This is a genomic window from Terrihabitans aquatilis, from assembly GCF_052542005.1.
Map to the genome: position 1 here is coordinate 425,054 of NZ_JBOCUO010000001.1, position 16,410 is coordinate 441,463.

At 57.1% G+C, this 16,410-nt stretch carries 15 protein-coding genes, 1 tRNA gene and 1 pseudogene; 12 read left to right on the forward strand and 5 right to left on the reverse strand.

The annotated features are described in order from the left end of the window. Positions 1-8: 8 nt before the first annotated feature. The gene (gene kdsA, locus ACQ6S1_RS02180; protein WP_445039524.1) at positions 9-848 is read left to right on the forward strand and encodes a 3-deoxy-8-phosphooctulonate synthase; all 840 of its coding nucleotides are present in this window, start codon (positions 9-11) and stop codon (positions 846-848) included. Positions 849-854: 6 nt separating this feature from the next. Here kdsA and ACQ6S1_RS02185 read toward each other — a convergent pair whose 3' ends face one another. Beyond that, on the reverse strand, positions 855-1,856 hold the full coding sequence (locus tag ACQ6S1_RS02185) for a DUF1835 domain-containing protein (RefSeq protein ID WP_445039525.1): 1,002 nt from the start codon (positions 1,854-1,856) through the stop codon (positions 855-857). 203 nt (positions 1,857-2,059) lie between these two features. Between ACQ6S1_RS02185 and eno the strand changes: the two genes are divergently transcribed. Both eno and ACQ6S1_RS02195 read left to right on the forward strand, forming a co-directional pair. Then, a complete protein-coding gene (eno, locus tag ACQ6S1_RS02190) occupies positions 2,060-3,343 on the forward strand; it encodes a phosphopyruvate hydratase (RefSeq protein ID WP_445039526.1) in 1,284 nt (427 codons plus the stop codon). Between the two features lie 190 nt (positions 3,344-3,533). Beyond that, positions 3,534-4,156 (forward strand): annotated as a pseudogene (locus tag ACQ6S1_RS02195) (DsbA family protein). A gap of 77 nt (positions 4,157-4,233) precedes the next feature. Here ACQ6S1_RS02195 and ACQ6S1_RS02200 read toward each other — a convergent pair. Next, a tRNA-Ser gene (locus ACQ6S1_RS02200) sits at positions 4,234-4,323 on the reverse strand. Positions 4,324-4,504: 181 nt separating this feature from the next. Between ACQ6S1_RS02200 and ACQ6S1_RS02205 the strand changes: the two genes are divergently transcribed. The 8 genes from ACQ6S1_RS02205 to ACQ6S1_RS02240 all read left to right on the forward strand — a co-directional run bounded on the left by ACQ6S1_RS02205 (position 4,505) and on the right by ACQ6S1_RS02240 (position 12,984). Continuing rightward, entirely contained in the window at positions 4,505-5,656 is a 1,152-nt protein-coding gene (locus tag ACQ6S1_RS02205; RefSeq protein ID WP_445039527.1) for a GGDEF domain-containing protein, read from the forward strand. Positions 5,657-5,805: 149 nt separating this feature from the next. Next, positions 5,806-6,822 (forward strand): septal ring lytic transglycosylase RlpA family protein, encoded by a 1,017-nt coding sequence (locus tag ACQ6S1_RS02210; RefSeq protein WP_445039528.1) that lies wholly within the window; start codon positions 5,806-5,808, stop codon positions 6,820-6,822. A gap of 70 nt (positions 6,823-6,892) precedes the next feature. Beyond that, entirely contained in the window at positions 6,893-8,095 is a 1,203-nt protein-coding gene (locus tag ACQ6S1_RS02215) for a D-alanyl-D-alanine carboxypeptidase family protein (protein ID WP_445039529.1), read from the forward strand. Then, the gene (gene tmk, locus ACQ6S1_RS02220) at positions 8,095-8,739 is read left to right on the forward strand and encodes a dTMP kinase (RefSeq protein ID WP_445039530.1); all 645 of its coding nucleotides are present in this window, start codon (positions 8,095-8,097) and stop codon (positions 8,737-8,739) included. Before ACQ6S1_RS02215 ends, tmk begins: the two co-directional genes overlap by 1 nt. Beyond that, the gene (locus ACQ6S1_RS02225) at positions 8,732-9,799 is read left to right on the forward strand and encodes a DNA polymerase III subunit delta' (RefSeq protein ID WP_445039531.1); all 1,068 of its coding nucleotides are present in this window, start codon (positions 8,732-8,734) and stop codon (positions 9,797-9,799) included. Before tmk ends, ACQ6S1_RS02225 begins: the two co-directional genes overlap by 8 nt. A gap of 25 nt (positions 9,800-9,824) precedes the next feature. Beyond that, a complete protein-coding gene (metG, locus tag ACQ6S1_RS02230) occupies positions 9,825-11,387 on the forward strand; it encodes a methionine--tRNA ligase (RefSeq protein WP_445039532.1) in 1,563 nt (520 codons plus the stop codon). Further along, positions 11,387-12,193 carry a TatD family hydrolase gene (locus ACQ6S1_RS02235; RefSeq protein WP_445039533.1) on the forward strand — a complete coding sequence of 269 codons (807 nt, stop codon included), beginning with the start codon at positions 11,387-11,389 and terminating at the stop codon, positions 12,191-12,193. The genes metG and ACQ6S1_RS02235 overlap by 1 nt, the downstream gene beginning before the upstream one ends. Before the next feature lie 113 nt (positions 12,194-12,306). Continuing rightward, the gene (locus ACQ6S1_RS02240) at positions 12,307-12,984 is read left to right on the forward strand and encodes an MBL fold metallo-hydrolase (protein ID WP_445039534.1); all 678 of its coding nucleotides are present in this window, start codon (positions 12,307-12,309) and stop codon (positions 12,982-12,984) included. A 93-nt stretch (positions 12,985-13,077) separates the two neighbouring features. On the opposite strand, the gene ACQ6S1_RS02245 is transcribed toward ACQ6S1_RS02240, so the two are convergent. Then, the gene (locus ACQ6S1_RS02245; RefSeq protein WP_445039535.1) at positions 13,078-13,410 is read right to left on the reverse strand and encodes a lipid-A-disaccharide synthase N-terminal domain-containing protein; all 333 of its coding nucleotides are present in this window, start codon (positions 13,408-13,410) and stop codon (positions 13,078-13,080) included. Positions 13,411-13,413: 3 nt separating this feature from the next. Continuing rightward, a complete protein-coding gene (locus tag ACQ6S1_RS02250; RefSeq protein ID WP_445040238.1) occupies positions 13,414-14,148 on the reverse strand; it encodes a glycosyltransferase family 2 protein in 735 nt (244 codons plus the stop codon). 132 nt (positions 14,149-14,280) lie between these two features. On the opposite strand from ACQ6S1_RS02250, the gene mazG reads away from it, so the two are divergent. Further along, on the forward strand, positions 14,281-15,108 hold the full coding sequence (mazG, locus tag ACQ6S1_RS02255; protein ID WP_445039536.1) for a nucleoside triphosphate pyrophosphohydrolase: 828 nt from the start codon (positions 14,281-14,283) through the stop codon (positions 15,106-15,108). Between the two features lie 2 nt (positions 15,109-15,110). Here the strand turns inward: mazG and hflX are convergent, their stop codons facing one another. After that, the gene (hflX, locus tag ACQ6S1_RS02260) at positions 15,111-16,409 is read right to left on the reverse strand and encodes a GTPase HflX (protein ID WP_445039537.1); all 1,299 of its coding nucleotides are present in this window, start codon (positions 16,407-16,409) and stop codon (positions 15,111-15,113) included. Position 16,410 lies beyond the last annotated feature (1 nt).

A 16,410-nucleotide genomic window follows, 5' to 3' on the forward strand; every position in this document is an offset into this window, starting at 1 on the left:
TTTGTCTCATGGTTTCAAATGTCGTTTCCCTCCGCGATGTTCGCTTCGGCAATCGCCTGCCTCTCGCTTTGATCGCCGGTCCATGTCAGCTGGAATCGCGCGCTCACGCGCTTGAGGTCGCCTCCGCTTTGAAAGAGATTACTGGGCGGCTCGGCATCGGCCTGGTTTTTAAAACCAGCTTTGACAAAGCCAATCGAACCTCGGCCCAAGCGCAAAGGGGAATTGGCCTTGAGCAGGCATTGCCGATTTTTGCCGAAATCCGTGAGTCTCTCGCTCTACCCGTGCTAACGGATGTTCATGAGGCCAGCCAATGCGCACGCGTAGCTGAAGCCGTCGATATTCTCCAGATCCCGGCATTTCTCTGCCGGCAGACCGACCTGCTGGTCGCTGCCGCGCAAACCGGTCGGGTGGTGAATGTGAAAAAAGGCCAGTTTCTAGCGCCTTGGGACATGGCGAATGTTGTTTCGAAGATCTCAGGCGCGGGTAATGATTCCGTTCTCCTGACCGAGCGCGGTGTAAGCTTCGGGTACAACACGCTCGTATCCGACATGCGCGCCCTGCCAGTTTTGCAACAGACAGGCGCGCCGGTCATTTTCGACGCCACCCATTCCGTGCAGCAACCAGGCGGGCAGGGCACATCATCCGGGGGGCAGCGTGAGTTCGTGCCCGTTCTAGCGCGAGCGGCCGTGGCTGTGGGCGTCGCAGGCGTCTTCATCGAAACGCATCCCGATCCAGATCTGGCCCCTAGCGATGGACCAAACATGATCCCGCTGCGCGAGATGGAACCGCTGCTCACCGAGCTTATGGCCTTCGACCGACTGGCGAAATCGCTTCAGCAATCTTTGTGAGACGCTTTATCGGGGTGCGATCATCTCGCCAACATTGCGGTCGTAGCGAACCTGCAAAGCGGGCCGTAGCCGGACTCCGCCGATCCAACGGTCGACTTCGTTAAACATGGCGTGGTCCAGATGGCCACGCAGTACCTCGTGGCCAGCCTCGGTCAATTTCAGCGTATGATTTTTATACCCGTCTCCGCTGGTAAGACGGGGATCTTCCGCGTCGTCGATGTTTTTCGTGCCGATGCGAAAAGGTTCGGACAGCCCTTCGATCAGAGGCGCGTTGACGAACGTGAGGCCATCGAGCCTGCGAAAGAAACTGGCATCGCCCATGAAACGTGAGGCCTCCTGGAGGAGGACATCGCGATACAGCTCACCTGAATTTGCCGGTCCATGCTCCAGCCGACGTAAAACACGCTCTTCTGTAAGGCTGAGGCCACGCACAGGATCTGGAAATTCAGCCAGCAGACGCAGCAGCGCCGACTTGAGATAAGGCAGCTTAGCCAAATCATGTGAGACAAATTGTAAAAGCGCGGTCGGATCCGGAGAGGTGAAGGCACGCCAAGCATGGCAGGCCAGTTCGAATTGCGATCCATCCACGGTGGTGGCCGACGCGGCAAGAGCAGACAGATCCTCCGCCTTCATCGTTCCGAGATGATCATGAGCCTGAACGAGATAGACGCCCGTAAGACGGTTCTGATCTGCAAAAAAGTGCAGGATCTGCATCAATTGCAGCTGATCGTACAAATCATGCTCCATCCAGAGCTCAACGCGATCATAAGCGAGGTGGTCCCGAATCTTGGTGTCTCGTTCGGCAAACGAGAGCGCCACCTCGTCACGCGGAACTCCAAATTCTTCAGACAGAAACGCTGCCCTCAGCTCGGACAAACGCTCCAACCCTTCTTCATCCGGCACCGGCCCATCATGAAGAACATCGCGCCAAGGCAAAATGTCACCAGCGAAACCCGCAGCCCTTAATTTCTGCACCGCAATATCGCCATTGGTCACGATTAGACGCATCGAACATCTCCTTGCTTGGCGCAGGAGCATCGTGCTCGCTTTCGGCGATTTAGGGGCGTCGAGGCGTCGGAAGATGGGCTTGATGGTGTCCCGAAGGACGGGTTCGCGTGGATGTCATGGACCGCAGCTTTAAGTCCCCCGGGGGCTTTGCGTCCTACAGATCATGGCTTAATTAGCCTTTCAGCCCATCATCGGAGGTTTCCATGACTGCCATCGTCGACATCATCGGCCGCGAGATATTGGACAGTCGCGGCAACCCGACGATCGAGGTCGACGTCGTACTCGAGGATGGATCTTTGGGGCGCGCAGCGGTGCCGTCCGGTGCATCGACTGGCGCGCACGAGGCTGTGGAACTGCGCGACGGCGACAAAAGCCGCTACATGGGCAAGGGTGTCACCAAAGCCTTGGATGCGGTCAATGGCGAGATCTTCGACGCGATTGGCGGCCTTGATGCCGAAGACCAGAACAAGATCGATGAGATTCTGATCTCGCTCGATGGGACGCCTAACAAATCTCGCCTTGGCGCTAATTCGATCCTGGGCGTTTCGCTCGCCATTGCCAAGGCTGCGGCCGAGACTTCGGGCTTGCCGCTTTATCGCTATGTCGGCGGTGCCTCCGCACGAATTTTGCCGGTACCGATGATGAACATCGTGAACGGCGGAGTTCATGCCGACAATCCGATCGACTTTCAGGAATTCATGATCCTCCCTGTCGGTGCATCGAGCTTCTCGGAAGCCGTGCGCACGGGTGCGGAGATCTTTCACACGCTGAAGAGCGCCCTGAAGAAAGCCGGCCACAACACCAATGTGGGCGACGAGGGCGGCTTTGCACCAAATCTGCCGTCCGCGACGGCAGCTCTCGATTTCGTCATGTCAGCCATCGAAAACGCAGGCTTCAAGCCGGGTGATGACGTCTTCATCGGCCTCGATTGTGCTTCCACGGAGTTTTTCAGGGACGGCTCGTATCATTACGAAGGCGAGGGGATTGTTCGATCCCCGCAGGAGCAGGCCGAATATCTTGCCAGGCTCGTGGCCGATTATCCGATCGTTTCGATCGAAGACGGCATGTCCGAGGATGATTGGACCGGTTGGAAGGCCCTCACCGATCTGGCGGGCAAAACGTGCCAGCTTGTGGGTGATGATCTGTTCGTCACGAATGTCGAGCGCCTGTCGCAGGGTATCAAGCAGGGCACAGCAAACTCGATCCTGATCAAGGTGAACCAGATCGGCACGTTGACCGAAACTCTGGCCGCCGTGGATATGGCACACCGTGCTGGCTACACCGCTGTGATGTCGCACCGCTCCGGCGAAACCGAAGATACGACCATTGCCGATCTCGCCGTTGCCACGAATTGCGGTCAGATCAAGACGGGTTCGTTGGCTCGGTCGGATAGGTTGGCAAAGTACAACCAGCTGATCCGCATAGAGGAAGAACTCGGTACTCAAGCCATTTACGCGGGCCGTGGCGCCCTGAAGGCGCTAGCCTGATACGGCACCCGTTCTCTCAAAGCCCGAGGCGCTGCCTCGGGCTTTTCTATATGGCTTGGCGTTGGAATAAAGACCCGAAATTTCGGTGCAGGCTGCAGCACAGAGATAAGGTCTGCAGGCGGCGCTTCCGGAACAGATATCACCGGCGTATCTCGTGAGATTGATGCCGTCTTTCGAGCGGAGGTTCCAAATGGTTCGAGGCTGTAGAAAATGGTGCTCTGCTGTCTTGCTCGCTTTTGCCGTATTCTTCACGGCAGAACATGTTCAAGCTGAAGTGTCGGCTCCCGCCGGCGACTTGAAAGAGCAGGTTTTCGGCAGCGAGCAGGCCCCTATCACTGTAGTGGAATACGCCTCACTGACATGCCACCATTGCCGCGATTTCCATCTCAAGGAATGGCCCCGGATCAAGAAGACCTATGTCGACACCGGAAAGGTCCGGTTTATCTTGAGGGATTTCCGCTGGATTCCCTAGCGACTGCGGGCTTCATGCTAGCGCGTTGCGCAGGTGATTTGCGGTGGTATTCGGTCGTGGACCTGCTCTACCGCAATGACGATGCATGGGCGCACAACCCAGATCCGGTCGAGGGTCTTCGTGGCCTGATGTCAACCGCAGGCATGGCACCGGAGGCTTTCGAGCAGTGCCTGCGAAACGAAGATTTGTTTCAGAAAATCAATCGGGTCAAAGCTCGCGGACAGATGGAAGGCGTCCAAGCCACGCCCACGTTCTTTGTGAACGGGCAAAAACACGCGGGCGGTTTCATCCTGGAGAGTTTTTCCGAGCTCGTCGATCCGCTCCTGAAGCCTGCAAATTGAAGAGCATGTCGACACCAGTTTATGACGATGCATGCAGGACCGGGTTCGGAAGCGATCGGAAACGCCGTGAGAGGCATTGGCGGACGAAGTGGGATTCGAACCCACGGTGGACTTGCGCCCACGGCGGTTTTCAAGACCGCTGCCTTAAACCACTCGGCCATCCGTCCATGCGCCAAACACCATAGGATCACTTTATTCGCAAGGCCCTTACAGAGCAGCGATAAAGCATTCTCATACGACGCCCCATCTCGCCATGCCGTTCAATCTCTTGTAAATGCCTGCGACTAGAAACGGATTCCTCGAGGCCTGATCTCCCAGAAGCGATCCGAGCCGAAATTCCGAGGTTCGATGCTGCTCGACTACACTTCGCTCTTGTTGGCCGTAGGATTTTCAGGAGCTGCGATTGCAGCGACCCTTCTGCTTGCGTGGTTTTCGTCCCGCACCGAGAGTTTTCTCCTCACCTGGGCCATCGGCATCGCACTGGTCGTATGCGGCGTGCCGCTATTCAGCACATATCTGGAAACGAACAAGCCTTTCTGGGCGGCCGGTGCATTTATCTTTTTTACAGCAGGATTATCTGTAATATACGGCGCATCTAATCAGTTCCGAACAAGAAATCGCCCATTCCGTAGAATTTACTCAGTTGGTTTTTTATCCATCTTCGCTTTTATCCCGTTTTTTATATCGGGGCACGATGGAATTTCGTTTGTAATATTCAACGTGGTGGCGTGTCTTATTCTTCTTTCCACGGCGCGTGAATATGCTCGCTGCCTCCACGAGGCGGCTACATCGATCTCGATCCTCATTATTCTGTATAGCTTCGCCGCCGTTTCGTTCGTTTTATGCGCCGTGATGCTGCTCGCAGGAGGCGAGCTTACGCTAAGCCAGCCGCCCCGCAATTGGGCTGAAGATCTCAATGTCATCGCAACCCTTATCGGAGTTACGGGCATCGGTGCGGTCTCATTGGCTCTTCATCAGACACGCCTCGCACGCCGCCATCGAATCGCATCCCAGACCGATCAGCTAACGGGCTTGATGAACAGGCGAGCGCTTTTCGAGCTTTTCGGAGACAGGAAACTTCCTGCTCAAACCGCAATACTCATTTTTGACATCGATCACTTCAAGAAGGTCAATGATGATTACGGACACGCCGTTGGTGACGACGTCTTAAGCCGCTTCTCGGATGTACTTTCAAGCCAGCTACCGATCACCTCGCTGGCCGCGCGCTGGGGAGGGGAGGAATTTGCCGTGGTCCTGTCGCGAACGACGATGGACGCTGCCGCCGCTATAGGAGAGGCCGTCCGTGAGGAATTTGCTCGCCAGACTTTTCTCGCAGGAGAAGCGACTTTCAAATGCACACTCAGCGCTGGGCTCGCTTTTGAAGGTAGCGGAGGGCAGCTCTTCGAAGCGATTTTCAAGAAGGCTGATATCGCGCTTTATTATGCAAAGCGCGGCGGCAGAAATCGCGTGAATTCAGGCGATTTTCGCCTCGTTGCGTAAGCTCGCACGGTTTGCTCCCGACCCACTACGGGCGCGCTAAGCCGTATTTCTGCCACATTTCGTGGGCCTTCATCCTCCACATCTGAAGTCCTTAACGGCTTGTTCACGCTTGGCGAGAGCAGGTCGGACAGAGCAAAGCAGGACGTTGCATGATTGTTGCCTTGGCCCGAGGGCACGATGCGGACACTCGCAGACGACTTCCATACGGCTTCGGCGGCGTGTGCACTGCCGCTTTCCTTTCTCTGTTCCTGGCCAACTGCACCGAACGCTCCAAGCCGGTAGCCGCGATTCCTTCGCCTGCACCAGCAGCGAGTGAAAGCACTCCTGCACCAACAAAGACGGCGAATGGGACCAATCGGGCATATGTTGTCGCCGGCAAGAAATACACGCCTCAGAAGAACCCAGAGGGCTATGAGGTTGAAGGCGTCGCATCCTGGTATGGGCCACGCTTCCATGGCCGCCGTACCTCGAACGGCGAAATTTTCGACGCGAATTCGATCAGCGCCGCACATCCCACTCTGCCGCTTCCCTCCTACGCCAAGGTGACGAATGTGACCAATGGCCGTTCGATCGTGGTGCGTGTGAACGATCGGGGTCCCTTCCACGGCAATCGTGTTGTCGACGTCTCGCAGCGCACCGCCGACCTGCTCGATTTCCGGAGTAAGGGAATGGCGAAGGTGAAGGTCGAATATGTCGGCCCAGCCGATGAGCGCGGCAGCGACAACAAGACCCTGCTCGCCACATTGAGCGAAGGCACCTCGTCGATCGCCAACACGCTATTGGCGGCCGTCCGGCCAACGAAAAAGGCGGAGGAACCGGCATCTCCTCAGATCGCCGCTGCTCAGACGATTCCGGCCGTAGAGCAGCAGCCATTGGTGGCCGCAGCTGTGAAAAAGCCAGCGGCCGCGCAGCCTGATGCCCAGCCCGCAACCAAGGCTGAAAAGATTCGCGCGAAGCCTGCAAAGCCTGCTGAAGTGCAGATTGCCGAGGCAGATCTTTCACACGAGGCTTCCGAGACCACGCCCCGCACACAGATCGCTTCCCGGATCGCGACGGGATTTGCTGGGATGGAGACGTCTCCGCCGGTTCTTGAGCCCGCAATTATCGGCCAGCCCGTATTAGGAAGCATGGGATTCAGCGCCGAGGCATTACGCGGCTCCCGCTGAATGCTCATCCGGTTCGAATGTACGTGGGCGATCGCTCGCGCTATGACCTTGAACGAACAGGGTCATCCGGATGACGAGTCGACTGAAGATTTTCAGAAACGCGAAGAGAGCATTTTTACGCTCATGGCTCGTTGCAATCGTGTTTTGGATTGCAATCAATCCTGCTCGAGCCTTCGATAGCGAAGCCACCCGCGCGATCCTGTACGACGTCACCAACGATTCCATCCTCTACGCGAAAGACGCCGAGGCGGCCTTCGCGCCGGCCAGCCTCGCCAAATTGATGACGCTGGGCGTCGTCTTTGACGAAATGGATCGCGGATGGCTCGCCCCGGGTCAGCCTTTCAAATTATCGGAACATGCATGGCGAACGGGAGGAGGGCCCGCTCGGACAACCAGCATGTTCGCAAAGGTGAACAGCGAGATAGCCGTTCAGGATTTGGTGCGCGGGGTCGCAATCGTTATCGGCAATGATGCCGCCATCGCCCTTGCGGAGGGAATCGCAAAAAGCGAGAGCGCCTTTGCAGAACGGATGAACCGCCTTGGTCAAGAAATCGGCCTTACCGCGTCGCATTTTGTAAATGCCACAGGGCTTCCACAGGACGGCCAGCGCACCAGTGTGCATGACCTGCTGCGCGTGTCCATATACCTAACGACGCGCCATAGCGAACGTTACCGCGTATTCTCCCAGCCCGATCTGGACTGGAATCGAATCCGGCAAACCAACCGAAATCCTCTTCTCAACCAATATGAAGGTACCGACGGCCTTATGGTGGGATTCACCGCAGGGCAGGGGCATATGATTGCTGCCTCGGCGGTGCGTGGTGGCAAACGAATGATTGCCGTTCTTGCCGGACTACCCGACGAAGCCACGAGAAATCGTGCTGCACAGGCGCTACTGGATTGGGGCTTTGACGGCCATATCCAACGCGAATTGTTCGAGGCGGGGGCAGTAGTCGCAGAAGCTCGGATATTCGGGGGCACAAAAGGATCAGTACGGCTGGTTTCGCCGGATGCAGTTCATCTTCTGATGCCGAAAGATGGCGACAGCCGGCTCGTCGCGCGGGCAGTTTACAGAGGGCCTATCGCCGCACCGGTATCGCGTGGAGACCGTGTCGGTTCCCTGCGTATCTGGCGCGATGGGATGCTGCAAAGAGAAGTTCCTTTGATCGCCGACGAAGACGTGTCCGAAGGGTCGCTGCTTCGGCGTGCTTTGGATGCGACCTATGAATTGGGCGCAAACGCCGTTGGCGCTGTCTATCGACGGGTCATGTGATGAGGGAGAGATTCATCACGCTCGAGGGCGGCGAGGGAACGGGGAAATCCACCCAGGCTAAGAAACTCGCCGATCGGCTTCAGGCACTTGGCTGGAAGGTCACCACGACGCGCGAACCTGGTGGTTCGCCTGACGCGGAGAGGCTGCGAGAACTTATCCTGTCCGGCGACGCCAAGGAATTCGGCGCTTTCGCAGAGGCGATGCTTTTTTCAGCGGCGCGGATCGATCATCTCCGCCAGACCATCAACCCAGCTTTGCGCCGCAAGGAATGGGTGGTTTGCGACCGCTTCCTCGATTCAACCCGTGCGTATCAGGGCGCTCTTGGCAATCTCGATCCTGGCATCCTTCGCGCTGTGGAGCACGTTGTCGTCGACACCAGGCCCGGCCTGACTTTCCTGCTCGATCTCCCGGCCGAGATCGGGCTGGAGCGCGCCCAAAAGCGTTCCACTGCTCCTCGAGATCGCTTCGAAAGCGAAACATTGGACTACCACAGGTCTCTCAGGCAGGCATTTCTCGACATCGCTGCAGCGGAGCCGGAGCGCATTGTCGTGATCGATGCTGAGCCCGATCAGGGTGCCGTGGCTGAAGCGGTCTGGAAAGCGACGACGCAATTTTACGGTCTTCGCGAGCCAAGCTATGGCTGACGCTGGTGGAGATTACGGATTGGAGTCAGATCGGGTCGATGGCGTCCCGCATCCACGGGAAACCTATGATCTGATCGGGCACGACGCCGCCGAGCAAAACCTTCTGCAGACATACCGTGCGGGACGATTGCATCACGCCCTCATCCTCGGCGGTCCGTCCGGCATCGGAAAGGCGACGCTTGCCTATCGGTTAGCTCGTTTCCTGCTCGCGCATCCAGACAGTTCCTCTCCAGCCGTCCAGACAGCAAATGACCTGTCGGTGAGCCGGGATCACCCTGCTGCGCGTCGGGTACATCACCTTTCTCATCCTGATCTTTTCGTCTTGCGCCGTGGTTTGACCGCGGATCGAAAATCCCTGGCCACTGAAATCCGAGTTGAGGATTCTCGTCGCCTCGTCTCCTTTTTCACCAACACGGCGGGCGAGGGCGGTTGGCGCATTGCGATCGTCGACAGTGCGGATGACCTCAATACCAACAGTTCGAATGCGCTGTTGAAGGTGCTTGAGGAGCCGCCGCCGCGCTCGCTCTTTATCGTGATCTCATCCCGGCCCAAGCAATTGCTGCCGACCATCCGGTCGCGCTGCCGAACGCTTCTGATGTCGCCTTTGGCTTCCGAGCAGGTCGCGTTGGTTCTCGATCGGCTTGAAACGCTGGATGCCGTCGAAGATCAAAACACAGCTAATGCTGCTGCCCTGGCGGAAGGGTCGGTCGGCAAAGCGGTTTCAATGCTGTCGGGAAATCGAGTCGCCGTTCATGCAACAGTGACGGACCTCATCGTTCGCTTGCCTCAACTCGATTACTCACGCCTTCATGCCCTTGCCGAACAGACAATCGGGCGCGACGGGGCAAGCATCTTTGATATTTTCATCGAAACCGTCCTCGACTGGCTACATGCGCGGATGAGGGCAGGGGTCACTCAGGGCGAGCCGCATCTTGCGAGATGGGCGGAGCTATGGGAAAAAACGATGCAAATATCTCGTGATGCAGCGATCTTCAATTTAGATCGGCGACCGCTCGTTCTCGCCATAGCGTCTGATCTCGCTGCCGCCTCACGCGGCTGAACCAATCCGAAGCAGTAAGCAGGCCATGTCCCAACATACGCCCTTCTACATCACGACGGCCATCGCTTACCCCAACGGTGCACCTCATATCGGCCACGCCTACGAAGCGATTGCGACCGACGTCATCTCGCGTTTTCACCGGCTCGACGGACATGACGTGTTCTTCATGACGGGGGCTGACGAGCACGGCATCAAGATGCAGCAGACGGCTGACAAAGCGGGTATCACGCCCGCTGAATTGGTGGCGCGAAACGTGCCCCAGTTTCAAAAAATGGCGGAACACCTCAACCTGTCGAACGATCGATACATTCGGACGACCGAGCTCGCTCACCACAAGGCTTCTCAGGCGATCTGGAACAAGATGGTCGAGAAGGGCGACATTTATCTGGGCACTTATTCCGGGTGGTATTCGGTTCGCGACGAGGCGTTTTATGCCGAAACCGAAACCGTTCTTCAGGAAGGCGGCACCCGCTTGGGCCCGCAAGGAACGCCTGTGGAATGGGTGGAGGAGAACAGCTATTTCTTTCGCCTGTCGGATTATCAGGACCGTCTTCTGACGTTCTATGACGAGAACTCGAAGTTCATTGGTCCCGACGCAAGGCGAAACGAGGTTGTCAGCTTCGTAAGAGGCGGTCTCCAGGACCTTTCGATCAGCCGCACGAACTTTGACTGGGGCATCAAGGTCCCCGGCGCTGAAGACCACATCATGTATGTCTGGGTAGATGCGTTGACGAACTATCTGACTGGCGTCGGCTTTCCCGACGAACAATCGGAGATGTTTCGGCGTTATTGGCCGGCGAGCGCCCATATTATTGGCAAGGACATTATCCGTTTCCACGCAGTGTATTGGCCCGCTTTTCTGATGTCCGCCGAGCTTGAACTGCCGAAGCGGGTTTTCGCACACGGGTTTCTCTTCAATAAAGGAGAGAAAATGTCGAAATCCGTAGGCAACGTCATCGATCCTTTCACGATCACGGATACTTATGGCGTCGACCAGGTACGTTATTTCTTTCTTCGTGAAGTCCCCTTCGGCCAAGACGGCAATTACAGCCATGAGGCAATTGTTCAGCGGATAAACGCGGACCTGGCAAACGATCTCGGCAATCTGGCGCAGCGTTCCTTGTCGATGATCGGAAAGAACAGCGAGGGCAGAGTGCCAAAGTGGTCGACGTTTACGGAGGCCGACCGCACATTGTTGACGGCTGCAGATCGGCTGATTGATGAATGCCGCCAGGCAATCGATGATTTCGCGTTGCATACGATGCTTGCGGCTATCTGGCGGGTGGTCGGAGATGCCAATCGCTACTTCGCTTCGGAAGAGCCCTGGAAACTCCGCAAAACAGACCCGGAGCGTATGGCAACGGTTCTCTACGTCACTGCGGAAACCTTACGGACGCTGGCTATTCTGATACAGCCTGTCATGCCGACCGCGGCAGCGAGGCTGCTCGATGCGCTGAATGTGCCGTCGGATCAGCGCAGCTTCGTTGATCTTGGAGAGCAGGGGCGTCTCGTACCCGGCGAAACCTTGCCAGCGCCAGCACCTATTTTTCCACGATATGTTGAGCCCGACGAAGGTGCCGTCGTCTAATGCTCGTCGACAGTCATTGCCATCTCGACTTTCCGGACTTCGCTGAGGACCGGGCGGGAATAATAGCCCGAGCCGCTGACGCGGGCGTCGGAGCTATGGTGACGATCTCGACTCGCGTCAGACGCTTTCAACAAATCCTAGATATCGTTGAAGCTCACGAGAACGTCTTTGGGTCGGTGGGAACTCATCCGCAACAAGCGGCAGAGGAGCCCGATATCACCGCTGACGACCTGATCCAGCTGTCGGCACATCCAAAGATCGTGGCTATCGGGGAGGCGGGTCTCGACTATCATTATGAAACATCGTCGGCCGACCTCCAGAAGCGCAGCTTTCTTCAGCATATCGCTGCCGCACGGGAGACAGGACTGCCACTTGTGATTCATGCTCGTTCTGCCGATGACGACATGATCCGCATCCTGGAAAATGAAACGGCAAAGGGCGCATTTCCTGCCGTTCTGCATTGCTTCTCGTCAGGGCCTGAACTGGCGAAGCGTGGTATCGAGCTTGGTCTCTACATTTCTTTTTCAGGCATCCTGACGTTCCGAAATTCGCAGGAGATCCGGGACATTGCCGCTTTCGTTCCGGAAGACAGGCTGCTGGTCGAAACGGACGCTCCTTTCCTCGCGCCCGTTCCTCATCGCGGCAAAACGAACGAACCTGCGTTCGTGGCGCACACGGCGACAGTCCTGGCGAACCTAAAAGGATGGACACCCGAACACACAGGCAAACAAACGACCGAAAATTTCGCACGTCTTTTCAAGAAGGTGCCGGCTAAGTCGCTTGGCCTGCATGAGGCCATTCGGTGACGTTGAGCGTCATAATACTAGGGTGCGGATCATCCGGAGGCGTGCCGCGCGTTGCGGTTGGATGGGGGCAATGCGATCCTCACGAGCCACGAAACCGACGCCGTCGCTGTTCCGTGCTCGTTCGATCTACGACCTCAGACGGGGAAACTCGCGTTCTTGTGGATGCGGGACCTGATCTACGTGAGCAGCTGCTCGCCGAGGAAATCGACGACCTCGACGGAGTGCTTTTCAGCCATGAGCATGCTGATCATTGCCATGGCGTAGATGATCTCCGCCCATTGTTTATCCGCAACCGCCGGCGGATCGATGTCTGGATCGACCCGCACACAGCCCCATCATTGCATAGCCGCTTCAGCTATCTGTTCACGGCTCAACCAGGTAGCGATTACCCGCCGATCCTGAATGAGCATCTTATGTGCCACGGGGCTCCAATACATGTAAGCGGCTCCGGAGGTCTCGTCACGGCGACACCGTTTCGGCTCAACCACGGCAATGTCGATGCACATGGCTTCCGTTTCGAGAACATGGCGTATACGCCGGACGTCAACGCGATCCCAAGCGAAAGCGAGGATTACGTCCGGGATCTTGACCTGTGGATCATCGATGCCTTGCGAGTTGCCCCGCATCCCAGTCATTTCACCTTGTCGGAAGCGCTACAATGGATCGAGCGCATGAAACCCAAGCGGGCCGTTCTCACGAACCTCCATACGGACTTGGATTACCAGACGCTGCAGCGGAAATTGCCGGCCAATGTGGAAGCGGCCTACGACGGCATGAAGCTGATTTTTTGACCTAGCACTACCGCATAACATTCCATAATATATGTTATGCGACTTGAGAATTTGCAGCGGAACGCCCTGCCACAAGGTCGCTGGCCGCTCCGGTCAGGTTGGGTCCAATGGCGACGATTTTGTCAGCCGCCGATCCTTCGCGATAAGCCAGATGTTGCGGATGTAGATCACCATCCCCAAGGCTTGGCCCGCAATGAATACGGGATCACGCCGCTGAATCGAGTACACGAGCAGCAGCGCACCGCCTGCAATTGAAAAAAACCAGAAAGCTATCGGGATCACAGATTTTCGGGCTCGCTCGCTTGCGATCCATTGGACCACGAAGCGCATCATGAACATGCTCTGCGCAATGAGGCCCAGGATCGCCCAAGCATCGAAATTCAGCACGAAGACTTCATGGGCCCATTCGGCCAAGTGAGCGAGCATTGCTTATTCGATCTCCGTGGCGTCTGCGCGGCCGCGAAAGCGGCGCATGAGCCACCACATACCGGCCAAATCCAACACGCCACGAAGGCCCCGATCAAATATGCCGTAGTTCGAGCGCCCGTGACTGCGCGGCCGATCCGTGACCTCTACCCGCACCATGTCGTAGCCCTCCCGATGCACAAGCGCGGGGATGAACCGATGCCAGCCATCGAAAAACGGCAACTGCCTGAAAAGGTCCCGAGGTACGGCCTTCAGACCACAACCTGAATCAGCAGCGTTATCGTGCAGGATTTTCTGGCGCACAGCATTCGCAAACCGGGAAGCAACACGCTTTGCCGCGCTATCCGTGCGGGATTTCCGCTGCCCCATGGCAAGCCCGCACGATGAACCGGCATTACGAAGCGCATTTAGAAGTTGCGGGATGTAAGCGGGGTCGTTCTGGCCATCACCGTCGAGCGTCACGACGATCTCTCCCCGGGCATTCAAGACACCCGTGCGGACGGCTGCGGATTGTCCCAAAGAGCGGATATGGCGAATGTGCCGAACAGGCATCCCGAGATGCGTCTTACGAGACAGCACAGTCGCCGTGTCGTCAGTCGATCCGTCATCAACGATGATGATCTCGTGGCTCTCTTGTCCGAGCGCGATATGGATCTCGTCGATCAGAGTATCGAGGCAAAGAGCCTCATTTCGCGCCGGAACAACGACCGAAATCGTTGCCGATGTGGAAGCGGACATGGGAAGCCTGAATTGTGTATCAATCTGCAAAGTCACTCTGATCGCCTAAAGGTTCCAGCCGAAAAGGTCCACTCATGGGCTTGAATCAGTCATCGGCTTGTGGCCGGTAAAGAGCCGCTATCGAGGTACTGAATGACCCCCTCCCGCAATATCGCTGATCTGCTCGATCTCATGGCTGCGTTGCGAGATCCCGAAACAGGCTGCGCCTGGGATTTGCAGCAGACATTCGAGACAATCGCCCCCTTTACGTTGGAGGAAGCTGCCGAGGTGGTCGATGCGATCGCGCGCAATGACATTGGCAATCTGCGGGATGAACTCGGCGACCTTCTCCTGCAGGTGGTATTCCATTCCCGTATCGCGGAGGAAAAAGGCTCTTTCGCGTTTGGCGATGTTGTGGAGGCGATTACCTCGAAGCTGATACGCCGGCATCCTCACATTTTTGGCGGAGCAGGCGAACTCACAGCAGGCGAAGTCAAAGAGCTCTGGAACAAGATCAAACGGGAGGAAAAGCTGGCTCAGCGCCCAACAGAGCCAATCGGCGTCCCCCCCAGCCTTCTTCAGGAGGTGCCCGGCGCCCTGCCCGCGTTGTCACGTTCGGTGGCGCTTCAAACCAAGGCGGGCAGCGTGGGGTTTGACTGGAATTCAGCACAGCTCATTCTCGACAAAATACACGAGGAAGCGGAAGAAGTCCGTGAGACCTTGGAAGATGGGGTGAGCGAAGATGACCGCATTGAGGAAATCGGAGACCTGTTATTCGCGGTTACAAACCTCGCGCGGCATATGAAAGTCGATCCCGAGATTGCTCTCCGTAGGGCAAACGCGAAATTTGAACGGAGATTTCATTTTATCGAGACATCTCTTGCCGAGGCCGGACGGCGAACTGATGACGCCAATTTGGACGAGATGGAAGCTCTCTGGAACCAAGCAAAGCTTCGAGAGCGCATTGACCGCGCGCCATAATCTTAGCTGGCGTCTCCGAACCGACGACGAATTTCCTCTTCTCGCTGTACAGGCACGCGCACTTGCAGCGCGACGTCTCCATTGTCCTGATCTTTGCGAGCGAGAACTTCGCCGTGTTCGTAAAGCCAATGCAGCCCCTCGCCGTCTGCTGCGCGCACCACAATGTCGAGGACAGGGCGTCCTGCAGAGAGGCGTGCCTCCACCTCATCCAGAAGCTCCGAACTCCCCGCCCCGCTGAGGGCTGAGACCAGAATCGGAGGCTTTTCGTGCCGACGGGCAACCTCGCGAAGCCGATTGGCGCTCTCTTCATCGAGCTGATCGATCTTATTCCAGACCTCGATCACCCGGGAACTATCGGCCTCGATTCCCAGATCATGAAGGATGGCCTCCACATCGGCCGCCTGGGCCTCCACGTCATCGTGGCTGATGTCACGAACGTGGAGAATGATATCCGCCTCCAGGACCTCCTCAAGCGTTGCGCGAAACGCAGCCACGAGCATGGTGGGCAGTTCCGAAACAAAACCCACGGTGTCCGACAGGATAATTCGCGTGCCATGAGGAAGATCGATCGACCGCAGTGTCGGATCGAGTGTTGCGAACAACATATCGGCGGCTAGCACTTCTGACCGCGTCAGACGATTGAAGAGCGTTGATTTCCCGGCGTTCGTATACCCGACCAGGGCAACGATCGGATACGGGATCCGCTTGCGGCTGGACCGATGAAGGCCACGCGTGCGGCGCACCTGATCCAACTCCCGTTCGATCTTGTGGATACGTTCGCCGATGACACGCCGATCCGCTTCGATCTGAGTTTCACCGGGTCCGCCGAGGAAGCCGAAGCCACCTCGCTGCCGCTCCAAATGAGTCCACGAGCGTACCAGACGGCTTTTCTGCCAGTTCAGATGGGCGAGCTCAACCTGCAGCGTCCCCTCTTTGGTTCGGGCCCGACTGCCGAAAATTTCCAGGATGAGGCCTGTTCGGTCCAGGACCTTACAATTCCAGGCTTTTTCCAGATTGCGCTGCTGGACGGGAGACAAAGTTGAATCGACCACAACGAGCTCGGCCTGCTCCAAGCGCACGCTGTCCGCGATCTCCTCGACCTTGCCTGTGCCGATGAATGTAGCGGGACGAATATCGTTAAGCGGTACCAGTCCCGATCCGACAACATCCAGATTGATTGCCTGAGTGAGGCCAATGGCCTCGTCCAATCGCGCTTCCGGACTCCGCAATGTCAGTTCAGCCCCGTCCCGAGCTGACTTCCGTGAAAGATGTGGAACGACGACGATCGCTTTCGTCATCATT

Bases quoted from the DNA above. Each gene is read 5' to 3' on its own strand.
- tmk (WP_445039530.1), top strand. From the start codon at position 8,095: ATGAGGGAGAGATTCATCACGCTCGAGGGCGGCGAGGGAACGGGGAAA.
- eno (WP_445039526.1), top strand. From the start codon at position 2,060: ATGACTGCCATCGTCGACATCATCGGCCGCGAGATATTGGACAGTCGC.
- mazG (WP_445039536.1), top strand. From the start codon at position 14,281: ATGACCCCCTCCCGCAATATCGCTGATCTGCTCGATCTCATGGCTGCG.
- metG (WP_445039532.1), top strand. From the start codon at position 9,825: ATGTCCCAACATACGCCCTTCTACATCACGACGGCCATCGCTTACCCC.
- ACQ6S1_RS02235 (WP_445039533.1), top strand. From the start codon at position 11,387: ATGCTCGTCGACAGTCATTGCCATCTCGACTTTCCGGACTTCGCTGAG.
- ACQ6S1_RS02215 (WP_445039529.1), top strand. From the start codon at position 6,893: ATGACGAGTCGACTGAAGATTTTCAGAAACGCGAAGAGAGCATTTTTA.
- ACQ6S1_RS02245 (WP_445039535.1), bottom strand. From the start codon at position 13,410: ATGCTCGCTCACTTGGCCGAATGGGCCCATGAAGTCTTCGTGCTGAAT.
- hflX (WP_445039537.1), bottom strand. From the start codon at position 16,409: ATGATGACGAAAGCGATCGTCGTCGTTCCACATCTTTCACGGAAGTCA.
- ACQ6S1_RS02250 (WP_445040238.1), bottom strand. From the start codon at position 14,148: ATGTCCGCTTCCACATCGGCAACGATTTCGGTCGTTGTTCCGGCGCGA.
- kdsA (WP_445039524.1), top strand. From the start codon at position 9: ATGGTTTCAAATGTCGTTTCCCTCCGCGATGTTCGCTTCGGCAATCGC.
- ACQ6S1_RS02210 (WP_445039528.1), top strand. From the start codon at position 5,806: ATGATTGTTGCCTTGGCCCGAGGGCACGATGCGGACACTCGCAGACGA.
- ACQ6S1_RS02205 (WP_445039527.1), top strand. From the start codon at position 4,505: ATGCTGCTCGACTACACTTCGCTCTTGTTGGCCGTAGGATTTTCAGGA.
- ACQ6S1_RS02225 (WP_445039531.1), top strand. From the start codon at position 8,732: ATGGCTGACGCTGGTGGAGATTACGGATTGGAGTCAGATCGGGTCGAT.
- ACQ6S1_RS02185 (WP_445039525.1), bottom strand. From the start codon at position 1,856: ATGCGTCTAATCGTGACCAATGGCGATATTGCGGTGCAGAAATTAAGG.